This is a genomic window from Bisbaumannia salifodinae, assembly GCF_055388505.1.
The window spans coordinates 1,299,031-1,311,921 of record NZ_AP043781.1 but is presented as its reverse complement, the minus strand read 5'-3'; the positions used below and the strand labels follow the sequence as shown (position 1 = coordinate 1,311,921).

General features: G+C 69.0%; 9 protein-coding genes. All 9 read right to left on the bottom strand.

Features of this window, described 5'->3' with window-relative positions; all coding sequences use genetic code 11:
• Window positions 1-190: 190 nt before the first annotated feature.
• Complete coding sequence (locus tag ACZ5EF_RS05965) at window positions 191-694, bottom strand: STAS domain-containing protein (protein WP_346063229.1); 504 nt, start codon at window positions 692-694, stop codon at window positions 191-193.
• Window positions 681-1,874 (bottom strand): PP2C family protein-serine/threonine phosphatase, encoded by a 1,194-nt coding sequence (locus tag ACZ5EF_RS05960; RefSeq protein WP_346063230.1) that lies wholly within the window; start codon window positions 1,872-1,874, stop codon window positions 681-683. The genes ACZ5EF_RS05965 and ACZ5EF_RS05960 overlap by 14 nt, the downstream gene beginning before the upstream one ends.
• Before the next feature lie 12 nt (window positions 1,875-1,886).
• A complete protein-coding gene (locus ACZ5EF_RS05955; RefSeq protein WP_346063231.1) occupies window positions 1,887-2,672 on the bottom strand; it encodes an MlaA family lipoprotein in 786 nt (261 codons plus the stop codon).
• Window positions 2,673-2,700: 28 nt separating this feature from the next.
• Window positions 2,701-3,822 carry a beta-ketoacyl-ACP synthase III gene (locus ACZ5EF_RS05950; protein WP_346063232.1) on the bottom strand — a complete coding sequence of 374 codons (1,122 nt, stop codon included), beginning with the start codon at window positions 3,820-3,822 and terminating at the stop codon, window positions 2,701-2,703.
• 45 nt (window positions 3,823-3,867) lie between these two features.
• Window positions 3,868-7,878 carry an ATP-dependent RNA helicase HrpA gene (gene hrpA, locus ACZ5EF_RS05945; protein ID WP_379729279.1) on the bottom strand — a complete coding sequence of 1,337 codons (4,011 nt, stop codon included), beginning with the start codon at window positions 7,876-7,878 and terminating at the stop codon, window positions 3,868-3,870.
• Between the two features lie 102 nt (window positions 7,879-7,980).
• A complete protein-coding gene (locus ACZ5EF_RS05940; RefSeq protein WP_346063233.1) occupies window positions 7,981-9,651 on the bottom strand; it encodes an AMP-binding protein in 1,671 nt (556 codons plus the stop codon).
• Between the two features lie 189 nt (window positions 9,652-9,840).
• A complete protein-coding gene (locus tag ACZ5EF_RS05935; RefSeq protein WP_346063234.1) occupies window positions 9,841-10,632 on the bottom strand; it encodes a class II glutamine amidotransferase in 792 nt (263 codons plus the stop codon).
• Window positions 10,625-12,427, bottom strand: coding sequence for a vWA domain-containing protein (locus ACZ5EF_RS05930; protein ID WP_346063235.1), 1,803 nt, complete (start codon window positions 12,425-12,427; stop codon window positions 10,625-10,627). The genes ACZ5EF_RS05935 and ACZ5EF_RS05930 overlap by 8 nt, the downstream gene beginning before the upstream one ends.
• Window positions 12,428-12,445: 18 nt before the next feature.
• Complete coding sequence (locus tag ACZ5EF_RS05925; RefSeq protein WP_346063236.1) at window positions 12,446-12,862, bottom strand: hypothetical protein; 417 nt, start codon at window positions 12,860-12,862, stop codon at window positions 12,446-12,448.
• Window positions 12,863-12,891 lie beyond the last annotated feature (29 nt).

Below are 12,891 nucleotides of genomic sequence, written 5' to 3'. Positions count from 1 at the left end.
CGCAAACGCCCCGGCCATGGCCGGGGCGTTTGTGTTGGTTGACAGCCTTAGGCTTTGGCTGAAAAGTCGGCGAGCGAAGGCCAGACAAGGCAAAAATCGGCGAAAAGACGGAGTTTACGGGGTGTAAATGAGCACTTTAAGCCGGTTTTTAACACCGTATGGCCGAGCGCAGCCAGTTTTCAGGCATAGCCTAGTGCTCCTGGGGCTGCTGGGACTCTAGGAGCTCCACCAGGGGCTGGAACTGCTCGCGATTATGCTCGTTCATGCGCATCAGGATGCGGTGGGCCTCGAGGATGCGCTGCTGCATGGCCGCCTCGTCCGCCTCCACCAGCGGCAGGTCATCGAGCTGGGCCGGTTCGGTCAGCGGCGCCTCCACCAAGTTGAAGTAGTGGGAGAAGCCCATCACATCGAGCATGCGCCGCACGTCGGGATGATCGGCGACGATGGTCGGCGGCTGCTCGAGGCGCCCCTTCACCGCCATGGCCACCTTGGCCAGGAAGCCCAGCGCCGTGGAGTCCACGTTGCTGGCCTCGCGCAGGTCGATCATCACCGCGGTGAGCCCCGGCATCTCGGCCAGGCGCTGCACCTGATTGTCCAGGGTCGCGCACAGCGTCAGGCGCACGTCCCCGCACAGTTTGAGCACGAAGACGCCGGACTCGAAGGCCGCCTTCAATCGCCCCTCATGCATTATCATGGTCGAAACCGCTCAAGGTCATGATGGTCAGGTCATCGGGTAAGTCATCGTGGCCCGGGGCGTCCTGTACCAGGCCATCGTCGTCGGCCCCGATCTCCCCCAGGGCCAGGCGGCGGCGCAGGGCCGCGACGCCATCGCAGGCCAGGGCCAGGCGCTCGAGTTCCTTGAGCCGTACCGCCAGGGTCTCTCCTTTTAGACACTCCAATACGCCATCGGAGCAGAGCCACAGCCGGAAGTTCGCCGGCAGCTCGCACACCAGGCTGGGATAGGCCACCTGAGGGAAGAGCCCCACCGGCATGCCCTCCCCCGCCAGGGGGTGGACCTCGCCGTGGGCCTCCAGCAGCGGCATCGGCAACTGGGCCCCCAGCGAATAGTACAGCCGATGGGCCGCGTGGTCGATGACCCCCACGAAGAGGGTGGCGTGCTTGCCGATCCCGGTATCCAGCAGCTCCCGGTTGAGGGCATCGAGCCACTGCGCCGGCAAGGACTCGGGGTCGCTGCCGTCCCACTCGGTCAGCCAGCGGTTGCACAGGTACTTGAGCAGCACGGTGACGAAGGCCGAGGAGGCGCCATGCCCCGAGACGTCGGCGAAGTAGAAGACGCTGTAGCGTTCGTCGAAGCGCTGGAAATCGAGGAAGTCCCCGGAGAGATAGAGCGACGGCGCCAGCCAGTAATCGCAGCACACGCCGTTGACCGTCAGCGGCCGGGGTGGCAGCAGCTTGCGCTGGATATGCCCCCCCGCCTGCTGATCCAGGCGCAGCAGCGCCAGGTGGGTCTCGAGGCTCTCGTTGAGCTCCGCCAGGCGCTGGCGGTCCCGGGCATGCTCCCGGGCCAGCTCATGGTTTTCCAGCACCTTGGCGATCATCAGCCGCAGCAGCTCGGCATGCTTCAGGGGGCGCACGATATAGTCCACGGTGCCCGCCGCCACCGCCGCCAGCAGGTCGCTGTCGAGGCGTGACTCGCTGACCACCAGGGTCGGCAGGGTCGCCGAGAGCGCGGCCCACTGATGACTGGGCACCGCCCGCACATGGGCCACCACCAGGGCGGTCTCCTCGGGCAGGTCCTCGAGGCGCTCCGCCGCGGCCACCGCGAAGGGCCCCTTGGCGATCGCCTCGGCCAGGGCATCACGATCCTGCCCCGGCCGATCCAGCACGCCGATCAGGCGTCGTTGACTGACCATAAGCGTCCTGCCTTAGTCGGCCTCGTCGCCGAAGTCGAAATCCGCGTCATCGAAGTCGAAATCCTCGCCGGCGAAGGGGTCGTCGCCCAGCTCACCATCGCTGACCTCGAAGCGACGCCGCTGCAGGTAGGCGTCGCGAATGAAGCTGTAGCGATCCCCCTGGATCAGCGCCTCCTGGTCCAGCAGGCCGGCACGCTTGTCGACCAGGTTCAGGGCGGTGAGGAAGAGTTCCAGTTCACGGTCATTGAGCTGGTGGGTGGGGTAAGCGGCCCAGTCCACCGGCAGGCCGGCGGTATCGCGGACGGTACTGGGCCCGAACAGGGGCAGCATCAGGTAGGGGCCTTCCCCCAGGCCCCAGACCGCCAGGGTCTGACCGAAGTCCTCCTTGTCGGCGACGATGCCCATGTCGCTGGCCACATCCACCAGGCCCAGCATGCCCACCGTGGAGTTGAGCACGAAGCGGCCGGTGGCGATACCGGCATTGGCGGGCTTGGCCTGCAGCAGGCTGTTGAGGGCGGTGCGCAGCTCCCCCAGGTTGGCGAAGAAGTTGCCGACCCCCAGCTGCACCGGCTCCGGAGCCACGCGGTCATAGGCCACCGCCGCCGGGCGCAGCAGGGCCCGGTCCAGCGCATCATTGAAGGCGTAGACGCCGCGGTTGAAGCCTTCCCAGGGATCGTCCGGATGGCGATCTTCCACCGCGACGCGCCCGGCGCAGCCGGCCAGCAGCATGGCCGCCATCACCACCAGCGCCCAGCGGCCCAGCCGCCCTCCCGTGTCCCGCCATCCCTTGCCATTCATCGATTTCCCCTCCGACACCACACTCATTTTATGCCTTACGCAGGATTACGCTGCCGGCACTGTACCCGGCGCCGAAGGAGCACACCACCCCCAGGGCCCCGGAAGGCAGATCGTCCCGGTGCAGATGGAAGGCGATGATCGAGCCCGCCGAGCTGGTGTTGGCGTAGCGGTCGAGGATCACCGGCGCCTGTTCCGGCGTGGGATCCCGGCCCAGCACCTTGCGGGCGATCAGGTCATTCATGTGCCGGTTGGCCTGGTGCAGCCAGAGTCGCGACAGGTCGTCGCCGGCCAGTTCCAGGCTCGCCAGGTGATCAGTGATCAGCGCCGCCACTATCGGACAGACCTCCTTGAAGACCCGCCGCCCCTCCTGGACGAAGAGCTTGTCCAGGGCCTGGGGGTCGCTGTCGGTGACCCGATTGAGGAAGCCGGCGTTATTGCGGATGGCATTGGAGAAGCGGGTAGTCAGGCGGGTGCCGAGGATCTCGAAGGCGCCGGGGGCCCTGGCCACCTCGTCGGCCTCCACCACCAGGGCGGTACAGGCGTCGCCGAAGATGAAGTGGCTGTCGCGGTCGCGGAAATTGAGGTGCGCCGAGCAGATCTCCGGATTGACCACCAGGGCGCGGCGGATGCTGCCGGCGCGGATGGCGTTGCTGGCCAGTTCCAGGGCGAAGGTGGCCGAGGAGCAGGCCACGTTCATGTCGAAGGCGTGGCCACCGGCACCGAGCGCCGCCTGGAGCTCCACCGCCACCGCCGGATAGGGGCGCTCCAGGTTGGAACAGGCGACGATCACCAGCTCGATCTCGCCCGCCGCCACGCCGGCCCGCTCCAGGGCCTGAGTGGCCGCGGCCAGGCCCATCTCGGCCTGAATGGACAGCTCGTCGTTGCCGCGCCGGGGCAGCCGGGGGCGCATCCGCGTCGGGTCGAGGATGCCCTCGGCATCCAGCACATAGCGGCTGTGGATGCCCGAGGCCTTGACGATGAAGTCGCTGCTGGAGTGCGCCAGGGGCTCGCGCTCCCCCGCCGCGATGGCCTCGGCGTGGCGGGCATTCTCCGTATCCACCCAGGCATTGAAGGCCGCCACCAGGGCATCGTTGTCGATGGCATGAGCCGGGGTAAAGAGGCCCGAACCGGAAATTACCGCTGTCGTCATCTTGCTCTCCTGTGCCGGACGCCCGCGGCGCCCGGCCATCCTTGATCAGCCGCGCTCAATCAGTTCCGCCCAGCGTTTCTCCAGCCGCTTGGCGGAGACTGGCATCCGGGTGCCGAGCTGCTGGGCGAACAGCGACACGCGCAGCTCCTCGATCCACCAGCCGAACTCCACCAGGCGGGGATCCTCGCGTCCGGCGCGGCGGTTCGCCTCCTGGCGCTCCGCCAGCCGCGTCTCGAAAGCGTGCACTTCCTGCATCAGCATCTGGTCGCGCATGCGCTCTCGGGGCGCCTTCTCCAGGCGAATGGCGGCGGCCTCCATATAGCGCGGGTAGTGCTCCAGCCAGGACCCCGCCTCGGCGATAAAGCCGGGGTGCACCAGGCGCTGCATCTGGGCCTTGATGTCACTGTATACCAGGGCCAGGGCGAAACTGAGGTTGCCTTTCAACGCCTTGGTCACTGCCAGGTGGCCGCTCAGGGCCCGCTCCAGCAGCGCCACCCTGGCCCCGCCCCGGGGCAGCAGCTCGGCGGCCTGGGCGTCGAGACGCGCCGCGAACTCCGCCCGGGAGCGCGGCAGCGGCTCCTCGGCCATGACCTCCAGGAAGACCGCCGCCACCAGGTCATCCACCAACTGGCGCTTGCTGCCCACCTTGGCGAACAGCAGGGCGCACTTGTCGAGGCCGGGCAACCTGCCCAGCGCCTTGACCTGGTCCGGCAGCTCGCGCATGGCCAGGCGCTTGATGCCGTGGCGATGCGCCTCCCGGGCCTTGTCGGGGTGCTCGAAGAGCTCCACCGCCAGGCCGCCATCCGCCTCCGCCAGGGCCGGATAGGCCTCCACCCGGATGCCCGCCTGGGTGGTGACCCGGGACTCGGGCAGGGCCTCCTCCGGCAGCGCCTCCACCCGGGTGGCGGAGGCCCCCTGCACCGCCTCGGCCAGGGCCCGGGCGCCGGCGCTGGCGGCCTCGCTGAAGCGTGCCTTGAGGGCCTCCAGGTCGCGCCCCTGACCGAGCTCGCGGCCCTCGTGATCGACCACCCGCAGGTTGAGGCGCAGGTGGGGCTCGAGCTGCGCCTCGTTCCAGTCGTCCGGGCTCAGGCGCAGGCCGGTCTTGACCCGCAGGAACTCGCCGAGGGCCGCGGTCAGCGGGGTATCGTCCGGCACCAGGCGCTCCAGGGCCGCGTCCACCCAGTCGGGGATCGGCACCACCTGGCGGCGAATCGCCTTGGGCAACCCCTTGAGCAGGCCGATGCACTTCTCGCGCAGGAGTCCCGGCACCAGCCAGTCGAGGCGCGCCGCCGGCAGTTGCCCCAACATGGCCGCCGGCACCGTCAGGGTCACGCCGTCATCCTCGGCACCGGGCTGGAAATGGTAGCTCAGCGGGTAGCTGACGCCGTTCAGGCTCAGTTGGTCCGGGTACTGGGCGGCGGTGACCTCTTGCGCCTCCCGGGCCATCAGCGCCGCCTTGTCGAACTTGAGGATCTCGGGATCCTCGGCCTCGGCCTGCTGCCGCCAGTGCTCGAAGCCCTTGCCGTTGACGATCTCCTCGGGCAGCCGAGCGTCATAGAAGGCGAACAGCGCCTCCTCGTCGACCAGGATATCGCGCTTGCGGGCGCGATCCTCGAGCTCCTCCACCTCCTCGATCAGGGCGCGGTTATGGGCGAAGAACTCGCCGCGGGTCCTGAACTCGCCCTCCACCAGGGCGCGGCGGATAAACAGCTCCCGGGCCTCGACGGGGGCGATGGGACCGTAGTGGACCTTGCGGCGGTTGACGATGGGCAGGCCGAACAGGGTCACCTGCTCGAAGGCCACCACCTGGGCGCGCTTCATCTCCCAGTGGGGCTCGCTGTAGCTGCGCTTGACCAGGTGACCGGCCAGCGGCTCGATCCACTGGGGCTCGATGCGCGCCACCTGGCGGGCGAAGAGCCGCGAGGTCTCCACCAGCTCGGCGGCCATCACCCACTTGGGGGACTTCTTGGCCAGGCCGGAGCCGGGGTGGATCATGAACTTGCGGTTGCGCGCCCCCAGGTACTCGCGGTTCTCGGTAAACTGGCCGAGATTCGAGAGCAGCCCGGTGAGCAGGGCCTGGTGCAGGCGCTGGGCATTGGCGCGGCGCTCGCTCACCGCCGCCTCCCCCTCGCCGGTCTTGGGCCAGGGCCTGGCCGCCGGCACCGTGATCTCCATATCGCGCAGCAGCTGACGCAGCTGGCGGAAGGTATCGTGCCACTCGCGCAGGCGCAGGTAGTTGAGGAAGTGCTCGCGGCACCAGCGCCGCAGCTGGTTGCCGGAGAGCTCCTCCCGGGCGGCCTCGAAGCCCTCCCAGAGATTCAGCCAGGCGACGAAATCGGAGTCGGGATCGTCCCAGCGGCGATGGGCCTGGTCGGCGGCCTGACGCTTCTCCGCCGGGCGCTCCCGGGGATCCTGCACCGCCAGCGCCGAGACCACGATCAGCACCTCGCGCAGGCCGCCCCCCTCGGCCCCGGCCAGCACCATGCGCGCCAGCCGCGGGTCGATGGGCAGCCGTGCCAGGCGCCGGCCCAGGGCGGTCAAACGCTGGCCCTCGTCTACCGCGCCCAGCTCGAAGAGCAGCCGGAAGCCATCCTTGATGAAGCGTGGGTCCGGGGCATCGACGAAGGGGAAGGCCTCGATCTCGCCGAGCCGCAGCGCCAGCATGGAGAGGATCACCGAGGCCAGGTTGGTGCGCTGGATCTCCGGCTCGGTAAAGGCCGGCCGCCCGAGGAAGTCCTCCTCGTCGTAGAGGCGGATGCAGACCCCCTCGGCGACCCGCCCGCAGCGTCCCTTGCGCTGGTCGGCGCTGGCCTGGCTGACCGGCTCGATGGGCAGGCGCTGCACCTTGGCCCGGTAACTGTAGCGGCTGATGCGCACCAGCCCCGGGTCGATCACGTAGCGGATCCCCGGCACCGTCAGCGAGGTCTCGGCGACATTGGTGGAAAGCACGATGCGCCGTCCGCGGTGGGGCTGGAAGACCCGGTTCTGCTCGGCGTTGGAGAGCCGCGCATAGAGGGGCAGCACCTCGGTGTCGCGCAGTTGGGCGCGGCGCAGGGTATCGGCGGCCTCGCGGATCTCGCGCTCGCCGGGCAGGAAGATCAGCACGTCCCGGGGCCCGTGGCGCCAGCCCTTCTCCCGTTCGATGGCCTCGATCTCCTCCACCGCATGGAGGATGCCCTCCTGGAGGGTGCGGTCGGCCTCGTCCTCGGCGTCGCGCACCAGGGGACGGTAGCGCACCTCCACCGGGTAGGTGCGCCCGGAGACCTCCACCACCGGGGCCGGGCGAGCCTCGCCGTTCGCTCCCGGCAGGGCGAAGTGGCGAGAGAAACGCTCCACGTCGATGGTCGCCGAGGTGATCAGGATCTTGAGGTCGGGGCGACGCTCGGTGAGGCGCTTCAGGTAGCCGAGCAGGAAGTCGATATTGAGGCTGCGCTCGTGGGCCTCGTCGATGATGATCGCATCATAGCGGGAGAGGTCCGGGTCGTGCTGGGTCTCCGCCAGCAGGATGCCGTCGGTCATCAGCTTGATCAGGGTGGCGTCGCTGGTCTGGTCGGTGAAGCGCACCTGATAGCCCACCTGCTCACCCAGGGGCGTGGCCAGCTCCTCGGCCAGGCGGGTGGCCACCGAGCGGGCCGCCAGCCGCCGCGGCTGGGTGTGGCCGATCAGGCCGCGCCGGCCCAGGCCCAGCTCCAGGCACAGCTTGGGCAACTGGGTGGTCTTGCCGGAGCCGGTCTCGCCGGCCACCACCACCACCTGGTGGTCGCGCAGCGCCTCGAGGATCGACTCCCGATGCTCCACCACCGGCAGCTCGGCGGGGTAGTCGAGGTGGACCGGACGCCCCCGCCGCTCGGCCAGGATCGCCTCGGAGGCGGCCAGGCGCTTCTCCAGGCCATCCAGCCCGCGATCGATGGGCTTGCCCTCCCGGGCGCGGCGACGCAGCCCGGCGAGGCGGCGCCGCAGTTCGGGAAGGTCGCGCAGCAGGCAGTGATCGAGCCGGGCGCCGAGGGCGTCCAGGCGGGCCAGGTCGGCGGTGGGTCGGGAGGTGGTGGTACTCAAGGCGTCCTCATCGGCGGCTAGCTATAGAGACTGCCCGCCCCGGATTGCCGGGGCGGGCAGTCATTGTAGCGCCGCCGGGCGGCGGCGCCTAACCGGGCTCGGTCAGGCGGCACTCTTGTCGCCATCGCGCAGCTCGCGGCGCAGTACCTTGCCCACCGGGGTCTTGGGCAGTTCGTCGCGGAACTCCACCGTCTTGGGCACCTTGTAGCCGGTGAGCTCCTTCTTGCACCAGGCACGCAGGGTCTCGGCGTCCAGGTCGGGATTCTTGCTGACCACGAACAGCTTGACCGCCTCGCCGGTGTTGTCGTCGGGTACCCCCACCGCGGCCACCTCGACCACGTCCGGGTGACTGGCCGCCACGTCCTCGACCTCGTTGGGGTACACGTTGAAGCCGGAGACCACGATCATGTCCTTCTTGCGATCGACGATCTTCACGTAGCCGTCCTCCTGGAGGATGGCGATATCGCCGGTGCCGATCCAGCCATCCTCGCCGAGCGCCTCGGCGGTCTCCTCGGGCAGGTTCCAGTAGCCCTTCATCACCTGGGGCCCCTGGACGCAGAGCTCGCCGGGCTCGCCGAAGGGCAGCACCTGGCCCTCGGCGTCCACCACCTTGACCCGGGTCCCCGCCACCGGCTTGCCGATGGTGCCGAGCTGGATGGCGTCCACCGGGTTGAAGGTGACGATGGGCGAGGTCTCGGTCATGCCGTAGCCTTCCGCCACCGGGCAGCCGGTGACCTGCTCCCAGCGCTCGGCGGCGGCGTGGGTCAGGGCCATGCCCCCGGAGATGGTCAGCTTGAGCCGGGAGAAGTCCAGGGCCTTGAAGTCGTCCCGGTTGCACAGGGCATTGAAGAGGGTATTGAGGCCGATAAAGGCGGTGAACGGCATGCCCTTGAGGGACTCGACGAAGCCGTCCAGGTCGCGGGGATTGGTGATCAGCACCGAATGATTGCCGGTCTCCACCAGGAAGAGGCAGTTCACCGTGAAGGTGTAGATATGGTAGACGGGCAGCGGCGCGATCACCGTCTCGCAGCCCTCGCCGAGGCCGGCGCCGATGGCGGCCCGGGCCTGGAGCATATTGGCCACCAGGTTGCGATGGGTGAGCATGGTGCCCTTGGCGCGCCCGGTGGTGCCGCCGGTGTACTGCAGCACCGCCAGGTCTTCCAGGCTCAGTTCCACGTCCCGAGCCTGATGGCCGGCCCCCTTGGCCAGCGCCTGGCGGAAGGGAATCGCCGTGGGCAGGGAGTACTTGGGCACCAGCTTCTTGACGTACTTGACCACGGCATTGATCAGTAACCGCTTGGGGAAGCCGTGCAGGTCGCCGAGCTCGGTGACCAGCACCTTCTGGATATCGGTCTGGTCGAGGATCTTCTCGAGCTTGTCGGCCATATTGGCCAGGATCAGGATCGCCTTGGCCCCGGAGTCCTTGAACTGGTGGGTCATTTCCCGCTCGGTATAGAGGGGGTTGGTATTGACCACCACCAGGCCGGCGCGCATGGCCCCGAACATGGCCACCGGGAACTGCAGCACATTGGGCAGCTGGATGGCGATACGATCCCCCGGCTCGAGATCGGTCTCGTGCTGGATCCAGGCGGCGAAGTCCCGAGACAGCTTGTCGAGCTCGCCATAGGTCAGCACCTGCCCCATGCAGGAGAAGGCCGGCTTGTCGGCGAACCGCTTCACCGAGGTACGGAACACATCCATGACCGAACGGTACTCATCGAGGCCTTGCAGTTCCGGACCACTCAGCATCGCGGCAGTCGTTGGCTCACTCATGGCGAATCTCCAGGGTTGCCGTCGGCTCATGGGCCGACGCTTGTTATTGGCACCGACCTACCTTATACCAGGGCCGAGGCGGATGTAAAACGAGCGATTGAAACTGTCGTTAGACATCGGAATACCTCGTCTTCCCGCCTCCCCGACTCTCTTCCCAGACTAAGGTTGACTGGCCAGTTCGCAAGTGGCTCAACTAACGCCGTCACTCATGAAGCGCGCCTGGATCTCGCCATCCCGCCACACCAGCAGCTCGCCGGGAGCCATGCGCACCCAGGCCTCGTTATGGGTCAGGGGCTCGGTGGCCAGCACCGAGACGACATCGTCGGAGGTGGTGTGCTCGATGAAATCGACGCACAGCTCGGCATCCGCGAGGGTCGCCTCGCCGAAGGGGGCGCGGCGGGTGATATGGGCCAGCTTGGTGGAGCAGTAGGCGTAGAGGTGCTGGCCGTCGGCGAGCAGCAGGTTGAAGACGCCGAGGCCGCGCAGCCGCTCGCAGAGCTCGTGCAGCGCCTGCCACATGGCCCGGGGGTCGTCGGGGGGCTCGGGGAAGCGGCGGCGCAGCTCACCGAGCAGGAAACAGAAGGCGTGCTCGCTGTCGGTCCCGCCCACCGGGCGATAGAAGCTCAGCGGCAGGGCCTGCCAGTCGGCCAGCTGGCCGTTATGGGCATAGCACCACTGGCGCCCCCAGAGCTCCCGGGTAAAGGGGTGGGTATTGGCCAGGCAGATCTGCCCCACATTGGCCTGGCGGATATGACTGATCACGATATGCGACTTGATCGGGTAGTCGCGGATCAACCGGGCGATCGGCGACTCCACCGAAGGGTGGGGGTCACGGAAGTCCCGGTAGCCTCCCGCCTCGTAGAAGGCGATGCCCCAGCCATCGCGATGGGGGCCGGTACCGCCGCCACGGTGCAGGAAGCCGGTGAAGCTGAAACAGATATCGGTGGGCACATTGGCACTCATGCCCAGGAGTTCACACATGCGGCTCCTCCCTCGGCCGTCGGCGGGCCCGGCGGCGGGCGCCGCTCGCGGCCACGACCATCACCAGCAGGAACAGCAGGGCGACCAGGCCACCCCAGAGGCGCGGGTCGTCATGGTAGCGCCGCCAGCCCTGCTCCACGGTCTGGGGCAGGTCGCGCAGCCGCGCCTCGATGCGCTCGGCGGTGGTGCGTGGGACGGGCGACGCCTCTGCCGCCCCCTCGTCCTCCTCGAGGGACTCGCCGGCCAGGACCTCGGAAGGCTCGAGCGCCTCCAGGGCCAGGCGCGCCTCCGGGTTGAGCAGCAGCCGCGGCAGATCGAGGCGCAGGGTCTCGCCCTGCCAGTCGACCTCGGCCCGCATCAGCAGCGGCACGCTGGCCTCGGTGTCCAGGGGCGGCAGCGGGATCCACCACTGCCCCGGCTCACCGGGCTCGACCCCGAGGGCCTCACCCAGCAGGAAGGCCTCGATCCGGGTGTTGGCGTGATCGAGGTCGGGATGGCGGGCGACGAGTTCGGCCCGATCGCCACGATCCTGGGCCTCGATGGCGGGTAGCACATTCACCGCCTGGACCCGCTGGCGACGCACGCCGTCGCGGCTGGCCTCCAGCACCAGCCGCGCGTTGCCGGCCAGCTCGGCACCGGGCAGGCGACCGACGAAGGCGGCGCCCTCGGGGTGCAGCTCGGTGGCCGCCAGCGCCTCGCCCCCGAGCCCCTGCAGGCGGGCCCTGAGTCGCCAGGTCGCGGCCTCCTCGGCGGACAACCGCTGCCCCTGGTGCACCAACCAGGCCTCCAGGGGTTGGGGAAAACCGGTATAGAGGGTCGCCGGCAGGGGCGCATGGCGCAGCACCGGATCGGCGTCCAGATGCAAGCGGCTGGCCGCTTCCAGTTCCCCCTCGATACGCCATTCACCGGGGAGAGGGTCCTGGATGCGCACCAGGTCGAAGTGGGACTCGGCCAGCCATTCCAGGCCCTCCCCCGCCGCCTCGGCGTCATGACGCCCCCCCTCGGGGTCGACGATCACCAGGACCTCGCCGGGGTCACGCAGCAGCAGCGCCGAGATCCCCTGCACCCCCTCGTCCACTTGGAAACGCCCCTCCTCCAGGGGCAACTGATCCACCGGGAAGAGGCGTTCGAGGATATCCAGGAAGGCCTGCAGCAGGCCATCGGCGCTGTCGACCTGGGCCACCAGGCCGCCGCCGACCTGGGCCAGGCGCTCGGCCAGGGCCAGGTCGGCCTCGGCGGAGAAGGCGATGGTATGCAGGGTCACCCCGGCGTCGGCAAGCGCAGGGGCGAGCTCGTCCAGCAGCCGCTGCCGCGAGACGGCGTCGCGCCGTGCCTTGCTGCCCACCGCCGGCGCCGGCAGGTCCACCATGCCATCGGTGAACAGCACCAGTTGACGGGGGCCATTGGCCGAGGCCTCGGCGGCATCCCGAATGGCCGCCTCGATATCGGTGTACTGCTGGTACTCCCCTAGGCGCGGGCGCAGCGCCAGGGCCTGATCCCGCCAGTCGGCATCCACTTCGGCCACCGGCAGGGCCTCGCTCGCCTGTTCGCCAAACAACCAGAGCCCGGCCCGAGCCCCCCTGGGCATCAAGGCCGCCAGCAGCGCCAGGGCGCTGGCGCTGAGCCGCTCGGGATCGTTATGGCGCATGCTGCCGGACACATCGAAAAGCACCCGCACATCCGCCGCCCCGGGCTCCCTCTCCGGCTCCCTCTCCGGCACCGGCTCCGGCGCCTGGGCGGCCAGCCCCAGGGACCAGCAGAGTGCCGCCACACCGACCACCCAGATCCCACGCATCCCTTCTCCTCGTTTGATTCAGCCGATCTTCGGCTCCTGGCGCCGGGGCGCCGCCGGCTCGGGAACCTCTTCCCCGGGCGTCTCGACCATGGCGTCACGGCGCCCCAGTCGCCATAGCAGCACCCCGACGACCGCCCCCAGGGCCACCCCCACGCTCAGCATCATCAGGGCCCCCACCAGGGTGCCCCCCTCCCCCTGCAGGAAGGCGACGGCGGCCACCATGATCGCCGGGGCCACCCCGGTGTGCAGCTCCTCTTCCAGCAGCGGCAGGGAGAAATGCGCCGGCATCCAGATGATCCCCGCCACCACGGCGGTGATCACCAGCCGCGGCAGCCGCGGCAAAAAGCGAATTCCCAGGTAGCCAGTCACCAGCACCACCAGCGACAATAGGACATAGACCAGCCACAACAGTGGCATCGAGTCGGAAATCAACATCTACTCTCTCCCGGGGCGTGCCCCTGTGG

What these genes read in the sequence shown, in the direction of transcription:
- ACZ5EF_RS05940 (WP_346063233.1), bottom strand. Translation starts at nt 9,651, where the DNA reads ATGAGTGAGCCAACGACTGCCGCGATGCTGAGTGGTCCGGAACTGCAA.
- ACZ5EF_RS05925 (WP_346063236.1), bottom strand. Translation starts at nt 12,862, where the DNA reads ATGTTGATTTCCGACTCGATGCCACTGTTGTGGCTGGTCTATGTCCTA.
- ACZ5EF_RS05965 (WP_346063229.1), bottom strand. Translation starts at nt 694, where the DNA reads ATGATAATGCATGAGGGGCGATTGAAGGCGGCCTTCGAGTCCGGCGTC.
- ACZ5EF_RS05935 (WP_346063234.1), bottom strand. Translation starts at nt 10,632, where the DNA reads ATGTGTGAACTCCTGGGCATGAGTGCCAATGTGCCCACCGATATCTGT.
- ACZ5EF_RS05930 (WP_346063235.1), bottom strand. Translation starts at nt 12,427, where the DNA reads ATGCGTGGGATCTGGGTGGTCGGTGTGGCGGCACTCTGCTGGTCCCTG.
- ACZ5EF_RS05955 (WP_346063231.1), bottom strand. Translation starts at nt 2,672, where the DNA reads ATGAATGGCAAGGGATGGCGGGACACGGGAGGGCGGCTGGGCCGCTGG.
- ACZ5EF_RS05950 (WP_346063232.1), bottom strand. Translation starts at nt 3,822, where the DNA reads ATGACGACAGCGGTAATTTCCGGTTCGGGCCTCTTTACCCCGGCTCAT.
- ACZ5EF_RS05960 (WP_346063230.1), bottom strand. Translation starts at nt 1,874, where the DNA reads ATGGTCAGTCAACGACGCCTGATCGGCGTGCTGGATCGGCCGGGGCAG.